At 38.9% G+C, this 16,229-nt stretch carries 12 protein-coding genes; 2 read left to right on the top strand and 10 right to left on the bottom strand.

Annotated elements, in window-relative coordinates; translation table 11 throughout:
• The first annotated feature begins 15 nt into the window (after positions 1-15).
• On the top strand, positions 16-2,298 hold the full coding sequence (gene yicI, locus IV86_RS06820) for an alpha-xylosidase (protein ID WP_002834435.1): 2,283 nt from the start codon (positions 16-18) through the stop codon (positions 2,296-2,298).
• 101 nt (positions 2,299-2,399) lie between these two features.
• Here yicI and IV86_RS06815 read toward each other — a convergent pair whose 3' ends face one another.
• On the bottom strand, positions 2,400-3,257 hold the full coding sequence (locus IV86_RS06815) for an ROK family protein (protein WP_002834331.1): 858 nt from the start codon (positions 3,255-3,257) through the stop codon (positions 2,400-2,402).
• A gap of 182 nt (positions 3,258-3,439) precedes the next feature.
• Between IV86_RS06815 and IV86_RS06810 the strand changes: the two genes are divergently transcribed.
• A complete protein-coding gene (locus tag IV86_RS06810) occupies positions 3,440-4,561 on the top strand; it encodes an NAD(P)-dependent alcohol dehydrogenase (protein WP_002834332.1) in 1,122 nt (373 codons plus the stop codon).
• A 157-nt stretch (positions 4,562-4,718) separates the two neighbouring features.
• On the opposite strand, the gene IV86_RS06805 is transcribed toward IV86_RS06810, so the two are convergent.
• The 9 genes from IV86_RS06805 to IV86_RS06765 form a co-directional block, all read right to left on the bottom strand.
• Positions 4,719-6,146, bottom strand: a complete 1,428-nt coding sequence (locus IV86_RS06805; protein ID WP_002834333.1) for a C69 family dipeptidase — start codon at positions 6,144-6,146, stop codon at positions 4,719-4,721.
• Positions 6,147-6,165: 19 nt separating this feature from the next.
• On the bottom strand, positions 6,166-6,528 hold the full coding sequence (locus tag IV86_RS06800) for a PqqD family peptide modification chaperone (protein WP_002834334.1): 363 nt from the start codon (positions 6,526-6,528) through the stop codon (positions 6,166-6,168).
• Positions 6,512-8,431, bottom strand: coding sequence for an OPT/YSL family transporter (locus IV86_RS06795; RefSeq protein WP_036673256.1), 1,920 nt, complete (start codon positions 8,429-8,431; stop codon positions 6,512-6,514). The genes IV86_RS06800 and IV86_RS06795 overlap by 17 nt, the downstream gene beginning before the upstream one ends.
• A 32-nt stretch (positions 8,432-8,463) precedes the next feature.
• Positions 8,464-9,519 carry a bifunctional threonine ammonia-lyase/L-serine ammonia-lyase TdcB gene (tdcB, locus tag IV86_RS06790; RefSeq protein WP_029257661.1) on the bottom strand — a complete coding sequence of 352 codons (1,056 nt, stop codon included), beginning with the start codon at positions 9,517-9,519 and terminating at the stop codon, positions 8,464-8,466.
• 18 nt (positions 9,520-9,537) lie between these two features.
• On the bottom strand, positions 9,538-10,644 hold the full coding sequence (ald, locus tag IV86_RS06785; protein ID WP_002834339.1) for an alanine dehydrogenase: 1,107 nt from the start codon (positions 10,642-10,644) through the stop codon (positions 9,538-9,540).
• A 206-nt stretch (positions 10,645-10,850) separates the two neighbouring features.
• Positions 10,851-12,275 (bottom strand): L-arabinose isomerase, encoded by a 1,425-nt coding sequence (araA, locus tag IV86_RS06780; protein ID WP_002834340.1) that lies wholly within the window; start codon positions 12,273-12,275, stop codon positions 10,851-10,853.
• A gap of 29 nt (positions 12,276-12,304) precedes the next feature.
• Positions 12,305-13,033: an L-ribulose-5-phosphate 4-epimerase gene (locus tag IV86_RS06775; RefSeq protein WP_002834341.1), complete on the bottom strand. Its 729-nt coding sequence runs from the start codon at positions 13,031-13,033 to the stop codon at positions 12,305-12,307.
• 14 nt (positions 13,034-13,047) lie between these two features.
• Positions 13,048-14,643 (bottom strand): xylulokinase, encoded by a 1,596-nt coding sequence (locus tag IV86_RS06770; RefSeq protein WP_002834342.1) that lies wholly within the window; start codon positions 14,641-14,643, stop codon positions 13,048-13,050.
• A 20-nt stretch (positions 14,644-14,663) separates the two neighbouring features.
• Positions 14,664-16,034, bottom strand: a complete 1,371-nt coding sequence (locus tag IV86_RS06765) for a sugar porter family MFS transporter (RefSeq protein WP_002834343.1) — start codon at positions 16,032-16,034, stop codon at positions 14,664-14,666.
• Positions 16,035-16,229 lie beyond the last annotated feature (195 nt).

The following is a 16,229-nucleotide window of genomic DNA, read 5'->3' as shown; positions in this document are numbered from 1 at the left end:
AGGCTCATTAGTAATATGAAATTTACAAATGGTTATTGGTTAGATAAAGAAGGCTTCGAAGTAAATAATCCGAAACAAGTATATAGTTACGATATTCATGACGATAATGTACAAGTATTTGCTCCTTATAAGAAGATTAACGAACGTGGTGATACTTTAAATCTTGGTATGACTACTATTGACGTTACATCACCTATTAAAAATGTAATTGGTGTTAAATTAACTCACTTTGATCAACTTCAAAAAGGACCTAGTTTTGGTCTAAACGATCAACACGTTAATTTAGAAACATCTACAGAAGACAACCAACTTAAGATCCAATCTGGTGACTTATCTGCTGTATTTCCTGTAGATGGTAGTGATTTTAAAATCGAATTTAAAGCTAATGGTAAAGTTATCACTAAATCTGAACCCAATGCTGAAGGTGAAATCACCGAAACTGCTACTAAGAAACATTACATGCGTGAACAGCTATCAATCGGTATTGACGAATTAGTTTATGGACTTGGTGAACGTTTCACTTCATTCGTAAAGAATGGTCAAAGCGTTGATATTACTCAAAAAGATGGTGGAACTGGTAGCGAACAAGCTTACAAGAATATTCCATTCTACATCACTAACAAAGGCTACGGTGTATTTGTTAACCAACCTGAAACTGTTTCATTTGAAGTAGCTTCAGAAAATACTTCACGCGTTCAATTTAGTATCGAAGGTGAATCACTTGAATACTTTGTGATTTACGGCCCTACTCCAAAGAAAATTCTTGAAAACTACACATCATTAACTGGTAAACCAGCTCTTCCACCAGCATGGTCATTTGGTTTATGGCTTTCAACTTCCTTCACTACTGATTACAGTGAAGAAACTGTTATGAAATTTATTGATGGAATGAAAGAACGTAACATTCCACTTGATGTATTCCACTTTGACTGTTTCTGGATGAAGGGCTTTGAATGGACAAGTTTTGAATGGGACAAAGATTCTTTCCCAGATCCAAAGGGTCTAATTTCAAGAATTCACGATAAAGGTCTCAAAGTTTGTGTTTGGTTAAACTCATACATCAGTCAAAAATCGCGTTTATTCAAAATTGGTAAAGAAAAAGGTTACTTCATTAAACATAGCGATGGTAACGTTTGGCAATGGGATTTATGGCAAGCTGGTCAAGGCATCGTTGATTTTACTAACCCAGAAGCGACTGAGTGGTATAAAGATTACCTCCGCGAATTGATGGATATGGGTGTGGATGCATTCAAGACTGACTTTGGTGAACGAATTCCAGTTGAAGATGCTGTTTACTTTGATGGCTCCGATCCAAAACGCATGCACAACTACTACACTTACTTATACAACAAAGCGGTCTTCGATGTATTGTTGGAAAAGAAAGGCGAAGGCGAAGCTGCTGTATTTGCTCGTTCAGCTACAGTAGGTTCACAAAAATTCCCTGTTCACTGGGGTGGCGATAACTTATCACGTTATACTTCAATGGCTGATTCACTTCGCGGTGGATTATCATTCCTCCTTTCAGGATTTGGTTTCTGGAGTCACGATATTGGTGGTTTTGAAGATAACGCTTCAGCTGATATTTACAAGCGCTGGACTCAATTTGGTCTTCTTTCTTCTCACAGTCGTTACCACGGTAATATCGAATATCGTGTTCCATGGAACTACGATGAAGAAGCTGTTGACGTAACACGTAAATTTGTTAAAAACAAGTTAACTCTAATGCCATATCTCTATGATGAAGCTGTCCGTACTCATGAAACTGGTGTGCCATTGATGCGTCCAATGTTCCTTGAATTTGGCGAAGATCAAAACAGTTATCATTTGGATACTCAATACATGCTCGGCTCTAACTTGTTAGTTGCTCCTATTTTCAACGAAGAAGGCACTGTTAAGTACTATATTCCAGGTGGTAAATGGACTAACATCTTAACTAATAAAGTGTATGATGTTAATAGTAATGGTGAATGGATTACTGAAGAATACGACTATTTGAACCTTCCATTGTTAGCTCGTGAAAATAGTATCTTACTAACTAACCCTGATGCTGAACACGCTGATTACAATTATGCAGCTGCTCCTGAACTTCACTTATATCAAATGACCGAAGGAACTCATTCACAACGTGTTGTTGATAATAAGGGAAATGTACTTGGAGAAATTACCGTTGATGTTAACGGAGGTAATTTAACCGTTGATACTACAGTTCTTTCAGCTCAACCAAAACTTTTTGTTCATGTAGGAACAGAAGTTAAAGAATTCGATTTGAAAGACAGTAAAGAAACTGTTAGCTTATAATATTTAAAAACAAAAAACGTCCTTGATGTATTTCTCTACATCAAGGACGTTTTTTGTAATTAAATTTCGCTATAGTAGCTTAGGTAATAAGGCCAATATTATCAATTATAAAAATTATATGCCGCACCAACTAAATTAGCATCATTATGTAACTCTGCAGCCTTTACTTGAGGAGTAATTGGAATATCGCGAAGATTTATCATAAGGTTTTGAAGAGTTTGATTCAATCCTTTAATAAAATTAGTATTAGCAGAAACTCCACCACCAATAATGATTGCCTCTGGATCTATTCCGAACTGAATATTATAAATGACATGCGCAAGATTATCGTACATCTTTTGTACCTCTTTCATGGCATTTTTGTCACCCTTATAAGCAAGTTCTAAAACTTCTCGCCCGGATAAATTATTATCATATTTGTCATTATAATTTTGACCGAGATGCACAGCCGTTCCAACTTTACTAAGCTGTTGATTTTCTAACGCTAACATCATACCAAATTCACCACCGTAAAGATGGCTTCCGTGAACGATTTGACGATTTATTACAACCGCACCACCTACGCCAGTACCAATAACTACAAATAGTACGTTATTCATGTCTTTAGCTGTACCAATTGATACTTCAGCTAAAGCCGCACAGTTAGCATCATTTTCCATTGTTATTTTAGTTTCTAATCGTGCCTCTAGTTCTTTTTGGATTGGAAAGTTATGAATATATGGAATGGCGCTAATACCACCAATCACCCCCGTGCGCTGGTCTACTGCACCTGGGATACTCATTCCAATTCCATCGACATCCTTAAAGCTATCTTTAATTTGTTGAAGAACTTGATAAAAATCTTCAATATTATCAGGTGTTGCAATACTTCCTTTGTCACTTAATTGCTTGGTATTTTCATCCCACAGGCCATATTTTATTGATGTTCCACCTACATCGATTGATACTAATTTTTGCATGATTTATCCTCCAAATCATTCTTCTCTGCTAATTAACACCAATATAACCACATATTAGCACTCTTTCAAGCGTAAATTAAAAATAAGTTATTTATACAAAGTTAGTTTTGCAAACGCTTTCTTTTTGTGAAATAATTAGTTTATGAATCATACATACCAATTCACAAAGGAGATCCTAGTTCATGAAAATTAAAGCAGCAGTTGTTGATCAACAAAATAGTGATTTTAAGATTAAAGATGATATTGAATTAGCTGAAATGGGGCCAGACGATATTCAAGTTCATATGGTTGCCAGTGGAATTTGTCATTCTGACGAAGCTCTACGGGTGGGTGATGCTATTATTGATTATCCGATTGTTCTTGGCCATGAAGGTTCCGGAATCGTTGAAAAAGTTGGACCAGAAGTTACACAATTTAAACCTGGCGACCATGTCATTCTAAGTTTCTATGCTTGCGGAAATTGTGATAATTGTCTACGTGGGATCCCAACTCAATGCCGTAACTACGCCGCTAACAACCTTTCTGGTGTACGTCCAGATGGCTCAAGCCACTTCACTGAAAATGGCAAGCACGTTGCAGATATGTTTGACCAAAGTTCATTCACTTCTACGACCGTTGTTCGTGAACGAAATGCCGTTAAAATTGATGACGCTATCGATCTTCGTAAAGTTGGACCACTTGGATGTGGCTATGTAACTGGTTCAGGTACCGTTCTCAACACTCTTCAACCACGTCCCGGTGACACCATCGCCGTATTTGGTACAGGAGCCGTTGGTTTAGCAGCTATGATGGCTGGTAAGATTTCTGGTTGTATAAAAGTGATCGGAATTGATATTGTTGATTCTCGTTTAGCCTTAGCCAAAGAATTAGGTGCTACTGATGTTATCAATAGTAAAAATGTTGATGTAGTCGAAGAAGTGAAAAAATTAACTGGCGGCCTCGGAGTTAATTGGGCTGTTGACACAACTGGTATCACTAAAGTCATGGAAGATTCCATCAAAGTTCTAACCCAAGGTGGTACCACTGCAACTATCGCTGTAACACCAAATCACATTGACCTTGATACTTGGAATGATCTTTGTGTAGATGACAAGAAGATTGTCGGTGTCAACATGGGCGATTCGATTCCACAAATTGACATCCCTCGTCTAATTGAATTCTACAAAGCTGGCATGTTTGATTTTGATAAGACTGAAAAATTCTTTAATTTTGACGAAATTAATGAAGCAAATGCTGCTTCTCGTTCAGGTGAAGTTATTAAACCGGTTTTAATCATTGATCCTGATTATGTGCCTGGTAAATAAAAAATAAACCTCTAACTTAAAAATCCCGAAGACAAAAACTGTCTTCTGGGATTTTTATTTTGTATCCAAAAACCTTTTTTATACTAAAGAAACGAGGAAATCCATTGAAAGCAGATATTGAGTATCCTTATAAATCCTTAAAATGGTTTTATTACCTCTACAAATTAGGATCCATCTTAAACGTCAACTTCGACAATTCCGCTCCCTGTTTCGTTAGTTCTGCTAGAAGTTTTTTAGTTTCATCATTATAATGCTGGGCGATTAAATGGTTTTGTTTAGTTAAATAGTCCGTAAGTTGGGCTCCCTCAAGGCTTTCAGCTTGCTGGTCAACCTCACTAATCTTCATTCTTGCCCACTGTGATAATTCCTTTTGATAATCTAGGTCCGCTTGGATAAATTCCGCATAATGCGATTCAACGACCATTGCTAATGTTTCATATAACCAGTAGGCGCTATCTAACGACATTTGTTCAGGTAATTCTCGATATGAAACGTCTGTATCATTTGCATTCGTAAAGAACGGAACGTGTGGACAGAAACTTGGCACGCCAAATCCAATCCATTGCACTCCGGCAGCACCATTTTTACGACTATCGCGCATTTGGAGAATGTGTGAATTAGCAGTTCTCGATAGCGAAATGGCCCGATAAGTCTTGCGATCGTGCTCACTTCCGCTTCCGAGAGGATCGTATTTAGTTTCGTTATAGTGAGACTTCAAAATATATTGAATATCCTCAACTGCAATTTTCCGGCTAGCCTTCCGAATAAATGGTAGTTCTGGAGATTCAGGATCCTGGTCAATTTCTAGATTTAAGTACCTTTGGGCAAACCAAACCCGTGGAGTATTGTAGTGATGATCTTTTTCAGTATCCGTTCCAAAAATGTGACGGAAGTTCCACCGATCTCGGTCAGGATTCAAATGATGTTCTTCCACAAATGTTTGAATATTTTCTGACCACATGTAGTTATCGGGATCGTTAAAATCAATATCCTCAATAGCAATTTGGTTAGCTGCCACGGCATAGCAATCGTCGGGAATTCGTACAGCGACCCATTGATGACCGGTCACAATTTCCATATACCAAACTTCATCCGCATCATTAAATTGGACACCATTTCCTTCAGCAGAACCATACTTTTTAACCAGTTCACCCAAATAGCGCACACCATCGCGCGCCGAATTAATAAAAGGCAATACCAAAGTAGTCATTGAATCTTCTGCCAATCCATTTTTAACAAATGGATCATAAGCCAGTACCCGTTCGTTTGCGTAAACACTTTCTGTGGCACTTTCACCAACGTTCTTTTCGTTAAAGCCGTCCTCTTCATTAGGGCCATCACTTTCATCCCCATTCGGCGTAGAAGTATAGCGATAACCGCTTGCTGGTAAAGGCACCGTCAACCCATTGTAGGGCGATGTATAAGTTTCTTTACGCCCGCTAACTGCTGGTTGTACCAAAAAACGCTTTGGATGAATGGCAATTAGGCGGTCTTCATTTCTAGAAATATACGTCGCTCCATCTAGGGAAGCTGCTTTTCCTACCATGATTGAGGTACATGCTGACAATTCGATTCGATCTTCCATAATATTCTCCTTCGTAAATTTAAGAAATCCGTTTAATAATTTGTTCGTTTTCTTCCAGATGATTTAAATATAACCACAAACGACTGTATAAATACTCGTTAGCTTCGGTAAATTTATGACCTAAATTTTGCCCAATCTCATAGACACTCCGCTTACCATTTACTTGTTGAAATATGAAGCTCCCATATTCGTCCAAATCTAAATAAGTATTTTCGGGAATTTTAAAATTAAGCTTGCGGAAAAATCTTTGAATCCAATGATCTTGTGGCTTAATAATTGTAATAATTCCTTGTTTTAGTTCGTAGTCCACTCGTGGATTCTTTTCAAATACAATCTCCCGTAATTCATCATCTGTTAACTGATGCTCATCCCTCGTTTTCATCACTTGGTTTCCGATCTTCTACCTTTTTAATCATGTAAAGTGGTACAACAATGGCAACCGCTAATACAATTAAGATTATGATTCCCATCGCATTTCCGGCGGCAAAACCTTTAGGTGACGCATCTTTAAGCAAACCAGTCACGTGTAGAATAATACCAATCAAGCCAATGATTGAGCCCCCAGCGATTAAACCTGAAGAAAGACTGACACCACTTTGGATTCTTTTAGCTTTTAATGCTTCTCCCTTAGTTGTCTTATCTACAATCAATTTAAGCAACGCTCCCACTAAAATGATCGAAGTAGTCGAAATTGGTAAGTAGAAACCTAAAGCCACCGTCATAATTGGTAAATCTAGCATCCATAAAACAATCGCCATTACTATTCCGACAATGACCATAATCCATGGTAGATTTCCCGACATAATTCCCGTTGTTAGCGTTGCAATCAAATTGGCTTGGGGTAATCCAAATGGTGGGTTAGAACCGGTCACCTGTAATTGTGGAGCTAGGATCACGGTTGTTCCTACGACCGTAAATACCCCCACAATTCCGGCAATCATGTAGTATTTCATCATCTCACGATTGGAACCACCAATCATATAGTTAACTTTTTGGGTTTGCATATAACCCCCACCAACCGAGATTGCGGTAACAATGAAAACTCCAAATAGCAATAAGATTTCACTGTAGTTCTGATTTGTCCATCCCATTGATACAAAGGCCAAAGTCATAATTACCAATGAAGCAATAGTCATCCCTGACACCGGCGCGTTCGAGCACCCGATGGTTCCTGCTAAACGGGCCGAAACAATTACAAATAATAAAGCTAATAATAGTGAAAGAATTCCACCAATAAGAGCAACTAAAAATGAACCTGAAATAATAAAACCAGCGACAAAAATTAAAATTATCGACAACATCAATGCAATCACACCTAGGGCATTCTTTTCTTCCGTAGCGCTATTGCGAGCGTTGATTACTTTTTTAATCGAAGTCCAGATTACGGGAATCAACTTGATTGCTCCAATGATTCCTCCGCAAAGCATCATTCCGGCCCCAATATACTTAACGTACGATCCAGCGACATCATCCACACCCATTTGTGAAATATGCAAAGCTGCATTATTCCAAACGTGAGCACTTCCGCCAGCCATTTGGGTAAAGTAGCTTACCAACGGAACTACCGCAAAATTTGAAAGAATCGATCCCGCAAACATCGTTAAAGCTACATCAATTCCAACTACAAAACCGATTCCTGCTAACATCGGATTGACTTCAGTAGACATTTTCCAACGATAAAATGAATTTCCGGTGTAAGTAATCATATTGTTTAGCCACCCGAAAACTTGGGTTGTAACCATGGTAATCAAACCACCAATTCCGAAACCAATTCCTAAGAATTTAAGTGAATCACCACCACTTTCTGAGGCCACTAACGCTTCCGTAATCGCCATTGATTCGGGATAAGCTAGACGTCCATGTTCTTCTACAATTAGATAATTTTGTACTAACGAAGCACTCCCAATGGCAAATAGCACGGCTAAAATTCCCACCATCATTCCGGTCCAAAAATTAACGTGCCCGCCAATTAAAATAATGGCTGGTAAAACGTAAATCATTCCACTGGCAATGGCTTCACCACCGCTCGACATGCCTTGCAGTATATTTTTGCCTAAAATCCCTTTTTTTCTGGCAAAAATACTAACCAATCCTGATCCAATAATTGAACCTGGAATTCCTGCGGCGACCGTTAATCCAGCTTTCATCCCTGAATAAGCCGTTGATGCACCAAAAATAATAGCTAAAATAATCCCCATGATTAAGATGGCTGGACTACCACCCCGTTGCTTTTTAGTGACATACGGTACATGTTTACCGCTTTTTTGCTCCTTATTTTTTGCCAATTTGATTCCCTCTTTCACTCACAAAATATTAATTACCCAATGGCACCTTTATGCGTATCAACAGGAGTAAAGAAGTGATCAATAATCTGTGAAACTCGCTGTAGATCCACATTTCCACCGGAAACTAAAGCCACAACCTTCTTATCTTTAGTCCATTTTGGATCAATCTTACCTGCTTCTAAAGCGGCCGTTGGCAATGCTCCTGCTCCTTCAGCAACCACCTTGGTTCTCTGCATCAAATCTTTCATCGCTTTTGAAATTTCTTCTTCACTAACCAAGACAATCTCATCCACTAGTTTGGAAACAATCCCAAATGTAATATCACCTGGGGTTGCTACATCAGTTCCGTCTGCTAGCGTAAAATCTTGGTGATGTTTAACAATTTTGCCTGCATCAACAGACGCCTTCATGCCATGCACATTTTCCGATTGAACTCCGACGATATGAATCGAAGGGTTGATCGACTTCAAGGCCGTGGCGATTCCTGAAATTAAGCCACCGCCCCCGACTGGTACTACAACGGTTTCTACATCCACTAAATCTTCTAGAATTTCCAAACCGATAGTTCCTTGTCCAGCACAAATTAAAGCATCATTAAACGGATCTACAATGGTTTTTCCTTCTTTTTCAGCTCTTTCTCGCATCCATTCGTGAGCGTCATCAAAAGTTGCGCCATGAATATCTACTTCCGCTCCATATCCTCGGGTTGCATCGCGCTTCATTTGGGGCGCCTCATCCGGCATCACTACCGTAGTTTTAATTCCCAGCAACTTACCGGTCAAAGCTACTCCTTGTGCATGATTTCCAGCCGAAGCTGTAATTACACCTCGTTGTTTTTCTTCTTCATTCAAGTGGTTAATTTTGTTATTCGCCCCTCTAAATTTAAAAGAACCGGTTAATTGCATATTCTCTAATTTTAAATAGACATCCCCATGGACAACGTTGTTGCTCAAAAACATGGACTTAACTAACGGTGTCCGACGCGCATATTTTTTAATAACCTCGCGGGCTTCTTCAATCTGATTTAGATTTAATAAATTATCAGTTACTGCTACAACTTGGTTTCTGGGTTCTTTCTCTACTAACATCAACGCCACCCCCTTTTTCTATAGTTTCAGTTCAGTATATGGAAGATTCAAGGAGTCTGCCAAACCTTGATTAGTAATTTTTCCTTCATACAGGTTAATCCCAGATGCTAATGCTGGATCATTTTTACCAGCAGCTTTAATCCCCTGATCGGCTATTTCCAATAGATAATCTAAATTACCGGCAGCCAAAGCCATCGTGGATGTCCGTGGAACTGCTCCTGGTTGATTAGGTACAGCATAATGAATTACGCCATCTTTAATAAAAATTGGATCGTCAATCGTCGTTGGGTGGTCAATGGTTTCTACCGTTCCGCCTTGATCAATTGCAATATCAACGATGACTGAGCCCTTCTTCATCGTTTTAACCATCGATTCTTTAACCAACTTAGGTGGCCGAGAACCTGGAATCAAAATGGTCGATATAAATAGATCAGCATCTTTGATTTCTTGGGCTAAATTTGCTTCATTTGACTTAACGACTCGAACTTTTTTACCTTCATATAATTTTTGGAGCTGTTGGATTCTCTGGTCGTTCAATTCAATAATCACCACTGAACAACCTAATCCCAGTGCTGTATCTGCTGCACCGGTAGCGGCGTTACCGCCACCAAAAATTACAACATTACCCGCTGAAATCATGCCTGGAATTCCTGGCAATAAAATACCAGCGCCTTGATGTTGCGCTTCTAAATAATATGCTCCCATGATTACCGAGCGACGCCCCGCAATTTGGCTCATCGGTGCTAACAGTTCTAGCTTTCCATCTTTGACAATCGTTTCACCACCAATTGCCGTTACTCCTGCTTGCATCATGGCTTCCACGGTAGCTTTTGCAGATGCTAAATGCTGGAAGCCCCAGACAATCTTGCCCTTTTCAAAATATTGATATTCTTCTTCGTCAGGCTCCTTAACTTTAATACATAACTTAGCCTTCCAAGCTTCCGCATGAGAAACAATTTTTCCTCCTGCATTTTCAAATTCTTCATTGGAAAATCCGGCACCAATTCCTGCATCGCGCTCCACAAGAACTTCATTTCCAGCTTCTACCATCTTTTGCACATTTTCAGGTGTGGCTGCTACCCGTCCTTCGCCTTCTTTTTGCTCCTTAATTACAGCAATTTTCATAAAGACACTTCCTTAGAATTTAATTATTTACATGTGTAGTATTGCACAAAGTTAACCAAAATAAAAGGTATCTCCCTTAAAAAAACATTTGTTTCTTTAATTATGTATGCCCAAAAAATTTTTTAACCACCAAAAATGCCACGAAAGATTTCTCCTTCGTGGCATTGAATAAATTATTTTTAAGATTTAAATCTTACTGTAAAGCATTATTTGATGTTAACGTATGTCAAACCAAACATGTTGCTAAGGTCTTGTAATTGTTCAGCATCAATTGCAAATGAAAGAACTGTATGGTGTCCACCACCAAGTGTTAGCCAGCCTTCAGCACCTTGCTTCCAACCTTGTTTTGGAGTCCAAAGTTGTTTTGCAACTGGTAGATATGGTGTTTCTTTTTCAGTCTTGTTACCAGTAACATCATATGACATAAGTTTGAATTCGTCGCCATAGTCAGCCATTGTAACGTCAACAGCGTCACCTTCCATACCTGTAAATACAAAACGAGCAGGGTCTTCTTTACCGCCAATGTCCAATGGGTGTACTTCAACACGTGGTGTGTCACTGGCGATTGATGGGTCAACTTCAAGCATATGTGATCCAAGGATTGCTTCATGACCTTCACGAAGATCAAGTGTGTAATCTTCCATAAATACAGTTTGCTTGTTGTGAGCCATAATCTTCAATAAGCGGTCCAAAGCAGCTGTCTTCCAGTCACCTTCGCCAGCAAATCCATAACCTTCAGCCATCAACATTTGTGCTGCTAAACCTGGTAATTGTTCCAAACCAGCTAAGTCTTCAAAGTTAGTTGTGAATGCTGTGTATCCACGGTCATCCATGAACTTCTTCAAACCGAAGTATTCACGAATTTGATACTTAGTATTGTGTTCGAATTTTTCGGAAGAGTTTTGACCTTCAACAAAGTTGTAGTCATTCTTCATTTCTTCGTACTTCTTGTCAATGTCTTCGTCAGAAACGGCATTAACTTCTTCAACTAGGTCTGCAACACCCCAGTAATCAACTGTCCAACCAAACTTGATTTGAGCTTCGATCTTGTCACCATCTGTAACAGCAACGTTACGCATCTTGTCAGCGAAAGTTACGACCTTGATACCGTATGATTCGTTGTATGCAACAGCAACATCCATCCACTTAGCAATTTGTTTTTGAATGCCTTCATCACCCCAGTAACCTGAGATAATCTTGTTATTCTTACGTAGACGAGCGTTGATGAATGCATATTCACGGTCACCATGAGCTGATTGGTTCAAGTTCATGTAATCAAAGTCAATTGTGTCATATGGAATGTGGTTCAAGAATTGAGTTGCTAAGTGTAGCAATGGTTTTTGGAGTAATTCTGTACCACGAATCCAGTTTTTAGCTGGTGAGAAAGTGTGCATCCATGTAATCACACCGGCAACTTTATCATTGTAGTTAACTTCTTTCATTACTTCTGTAATGTTTTCAGCTGTTGTAGCAACTAGCTTGAATTTAACTGGATAAGGCAACTTCTTTGATTCGTTTAACTTATCAACGATTTCTTTTGCATCTTTTTCTACAGAACGTAGTGTTTCTTCACCATATAGGAATTGACTACCTGTAACAAACCAAAATTCATAATCTTGTACTTTTTTCATGATAAAAATCTCCTTATTTTTTAGTTTTTTTATTTTCTTGCTGCGTGTTCTTTAGACTTAGCATTTTCTTGACCGTAGTAGGCATTCTTACCATGCTTACGGTAATAATGTTTGTCTAACAAATATTGAGGAACTTCAACATTTCTTCTAGTCATTTGAAGAGCGTGGTAATCAATTTCTGAAGCAACTTCTAAAACCTTTGCATTGTAAACCGCTTTGTCAGGTGTCTTGCCCCAAGCAAATGGTCCATGTTGGCTAACCAAAACAGCTGGAACCGCTTCTGGATCAATCTTACGTTCCTTGAATGTCTTAACAATTACCTTACCAGTATTTTCTTCATAACCGCCTTCAATCTCTTCTTTAGTGAGTGCCGGTGTTACCGGCACGTCGCCGTAGAATGTATCAGCGTGGGTTGTACTTAAAGCTGGTACATCAATTTCTGCGGCGGCAAAGGAAACAGCCCATGGAGAATGGGTATGTACAATCCCACCGATTTCTGGGAATTCGTTGTATAAAACCGTATGCGTAGGTGTGTCACTAGAAGGATTCATTTCACCTTCCACAACTTCACCCTTCAAATTTACTACTACCATATCTTCTGGTTTCAACTTGTCATAGTCGACCCCAGATGGTTTGATAACGAATAGACCTTTTTCGCGGTCAATCCCTGAAACGTTACCCCAAGTAAAGGTAACTAAATCTAATTTAGGAAGTTGCATGTTTGCTTCGTAAACTTCCTGTTTTAACTTCTCTAACATTAACTTTATCCCTCCTAAATTACTTCTCCAGCTTGAGCTTCAACTGGTAAGCCTGCTACATATTCCTTAGTAAATTCGTCGTATGCTTCAACGCCTTCTGGTTCAGGGCTCAAGGTCATACTTTCAGGATTACTAAAGACGTTGGTGTCTAGATAATCACTTAAACTTTGACCATTACTGTCGCTAGCAAACATTGCTAGGACTGCCATTCCCCATGGCCCACCTTCGCCAGCGTTAGCCATTACAGTAATCGGAATATTAAGCGCATCCGATAAAACTTGTTGAGCAACTACTGGAGTACGGAATAATCCACCTTGAGCAATCATGACATCCGTCTTGATATCTTCTTCATTGCTAAGGATGTCCATACCAATTTTTAGGGGTGCAAACGCAGAATAAAGTTGAGTTTGCATAAAGTTTGGTAGGTTGAAATTACTATCCGACTTACGAACAAATAATGGTCGTCCTGCTTTGATATTTGTAATATTTTCACCAGATTGATAACTATAATTAATCAAATGTCCCAAATCATGATCAGCTTTAGTTGCTTCTAAGAAGAGTGCTTCATAGAGCTTATCTGGTGCTAGGTTAATTCCTAATCTTGCTGCAAAATCACTAAAGATTTGGGCCCAAGCATTGATATCTGATGAACAGTTATTAACATGAACCATAGCAACTGGGGCTCCATCGGGAGTCATTACAACGTCGATATCACGATGAACGGATTTCAAAGGCTTTTCTAGTACCACCATTGAAAAGGCTGATGTCCCGACCGAAATGTTACCAGTTCGTTTGCGAACACTATTAGTACCCACCATTCCAGTTCCTGCGTCACCTTCTGGAGGAGCCATTACGCTACCCGCTTGAAGATTGCCAGTTACATCAAGTAAATTAGCACCCTCGGCAGTTAATTCACCGGCTTTTTCACCAGCGCTCTTCACATCTGGGAGGACTTGGTTGATATCCCAATCAAACTGCTTAACATCTTCTAGTTCAGCAAACGTTTTCAGCATTGATTTTGAATAATAGCCCGTCTTTTCATCGATAGGGAAGACTCCTGAGGCATCACCAACACCCAATACTTTTTCACCAGATAATTTCCAGTGCACATAGCCAGCAAGGGTCGTTACAAAATCAATATCCTTAACATGTTCTTCGCCATTTAGAATTGCTTGGTAGAGATGTGCAATCGTCCAGCGTTGTGGAATATTGAAACTAAATGCTTCTGTCAATTTTGCAGCAGATTCTTCCGTGATGTTGTTCCGCCAGGTGCGGAATGGCACTAACAAATCATTATTTTTTGAAAATGCTAGATAACCATGCATCATTGCACTAATTCCGATTGATTTAATGGAAGTTAATGATTGATGATATTTGCTGTGCACTTCAGCAGCCATCTGCGAATAACTAGCTTGGATCCCTTGCCAAACTGTATCCAATGAATACGTCCAGATTTGATCCTTAAATTGGTTTTCCCAGACAAAACTTCCTGAAGCAATTGTCTTATAGTCACTGGTGATTAAAACGGCCTTGATTCGGGTTGAACCAAGTTCAATACCAAGTGCTACATTGCCATTTTCAATTTCTTTTGATATTTCAACTAAATTCATTTTAAAATCTCCAAACTAATTTATTTTCCAAGTCCTTGTTCTTCAATTTCTTCTAGTGTGTGACCTTTTGTTTCAGGTACACGTGTTCTGATAAATAGAACACCTAACAAACAAATAATTCCAAAGATTGCGAACACCGCTTCTTGAGGCATGTTAGCTGTCATGATTGGGAATAAAAGACCAACTAAGAATGAACCAATCCAGTTGAATGATGATGCAACTCCGGAAGCTTTACCACGAATTGCTAGTGGGAAGATTTCTCCGACGATCACCCATGTTAATGGTGCCCAAGTAAATGAATAGAAGGCTACGTAGATACATAGGAATACAACGATCATCATTGGGTTCATATCTTTGATGAACATGTTAAGAACAGCGGGAAGGATAAATGAAAGTCCCATAACCGTTCCACCCATGGTTAACAATGTCCGACGTTTAAATTTGTCAGCAATCCATAGGAATACTAGTGAACCAAGAACCAAAATGACACCTTGGATAATAGGCCACATCAATGCTGAACTTGCAGCATTTCCAGTTGCTTTTTCAACAATTAATGGAATGTAATAGAAGATGGCATTTGCACCTTGGAATTGTTGGAAAGCGGCTACCCCAACACCAGCGATTACTAAGTAACGGTATTTACCACTTAATAAATCTAAGAATGTTGAGCTAGTATTAGCTGATTCTTCTTCAGCTGCTGTTTCTCTGATTGTTTTTAATTCTGCATCAACTTCATTTTCAGGACGGATGTAAGATAATGTTCTTCTTGCTCCGTCAATATCATTACTTTTAACTAGGAAACGTGGTGATTCTGGTAATTTCAAAACTCCGAAATAAAGGATAACTGCTGGTACAGCGGCTAAACCAAGCATTAGACGCCAAGCCATTTGTTCTGGTAAATCTTTAAGTAAAAAGTCAACAATATATGATAGCAACATTCCTGAAACAATCATGGTTTGGTTAATACCTGATAGACGACCTCTTAAACGAGCTGGAGCCATTTCTGACATATAAGCTGGTACAAGGGCCGATGCAGCACCTACTGCAAGTCCTAAGAAAATACGTACAGCGATTAAATAAATTTGTCCATCGTGTGGAGAAAGCGCTGACAAAAGTGAGCCGATTGCAAAAACTAACGATGAAATCAAAATCATCTTCCGACGACCAAGTTTGTCAGACAAATTTCCGGCTAAAGCGCCACCAAAAATGGCCCCAAACATTACGGCAGATGTAATCCAACCAATTACCCCCGCATTATTTTGCAAGTTCCAATCAGTTTGTAAGAAGGGAAGTGCTCCTGTCATTACACCAATATCATAACCAAATAAAATCCCACCAAATGAACCAAAGAAATAAATAAATCCACTTGGAATCTTCTTTTCCTTACTCATTGTTTTCCTCCTTGAAATCACACATTCATATTTTGAAAGCGTATTCATAAGTTCGATATTAATCATAGAATATTTATACGGACAAGTCAATGTATTTTTTAAAATTTGTTAGGATGAATTTTTGAATAAAAAAATAAGGGTTTAAGTTTTTAAAACTTAAACCCTTATATCTTTTTAATTGATTCCCTAATGATT

It is taken from the genome of Pediococcus pentosaceus (assembly GCF_001437285.1).
In the GTDB taxonomy this organism is placed as follows: domain Bacteria; phylum Bacillota; class Bacilli; order Lactobacillales; family Lactobacillaceae; genus Pediococcus; species Pediococcus pentosaceus.
Note: the sequence above shows the minus strand (reverse complement) of the source record. Positions and strands in the feature narration are given on the sequence as shown.

Coding starts and splice junctions, on each gene's coding strand:
- yicI (WP_002834435.1), top strand. CDS start 16: ATGAAATTTACAAATGGTTATTGGTTAGATAAAGAAGGCTTCGAAGTA.
- IV86_RS06815 (WP_002834331.1), bottom strand. CDS start 3,257: ATGCAAAAATTAGTATCAATCGATGTAGGTGGAACATCAATAAAATAT.
- IV86_RS06810 (WP_002834332.1), top strand. CDS start 3,440: ATGAAAATTAAAGCAGCAGTTGTTGATCAACAAAATAGTGATTTTAAG.
- IV86_RS06805 (WP_002834333.1), bottom strand. CDS start 6,146: ATGGAAGATCGAATCGAATTGTCAGCATGTACCTCAATCATGGTAGGA.
- IV86_RS06800 (WP_002834334.1), bottom strand. CDS start 6,528: ATGAAAACGAGGGATGAGCATCAGTTAACAGATGATGAATTACGGGAG.
- tdcB (WP_029257661.1), bottom strand. CDS start 9,519: ATGTTAGTAGAGAAAGAACCCAGAAACCAAGTTGTAGCAGTAACTGAT.
- ald (WP_002834339.1), bottom strand. CDS start 10,644: ATGAAAATTGCTGTAATTAAGGAGCAAAAAGAAGGCGAAGGACGGGTA.
- araA (WP_002834340.1), bottom strand. CDS start 12,275: ATGAAAAAAGTACAAGATTATGAATTTTGGTTTGTTACAGGTAGTCAA.
- IV86_RS06775 (WP_002834341.1), bottom strand. CDS start 13,033: ATGTTAGAGAAGTTAAAACAGGAAGTTTACGAAGCAAACATGCAACTT.
- IV86_RS06770 (WP_002834342.1), bottom strand. CDS start 14,643: ATGAATTTAGTTGAAATATCAAAAGAAATTGAAAATGGCAATGTAGCA.
- IV86_RS06765 (WP_002834343.1), bottom strand. CDS start 16,034: ATGAGTAAGGAAAAGAAGATTCCAAGTGGATTTATTTATTTCTTTGGT.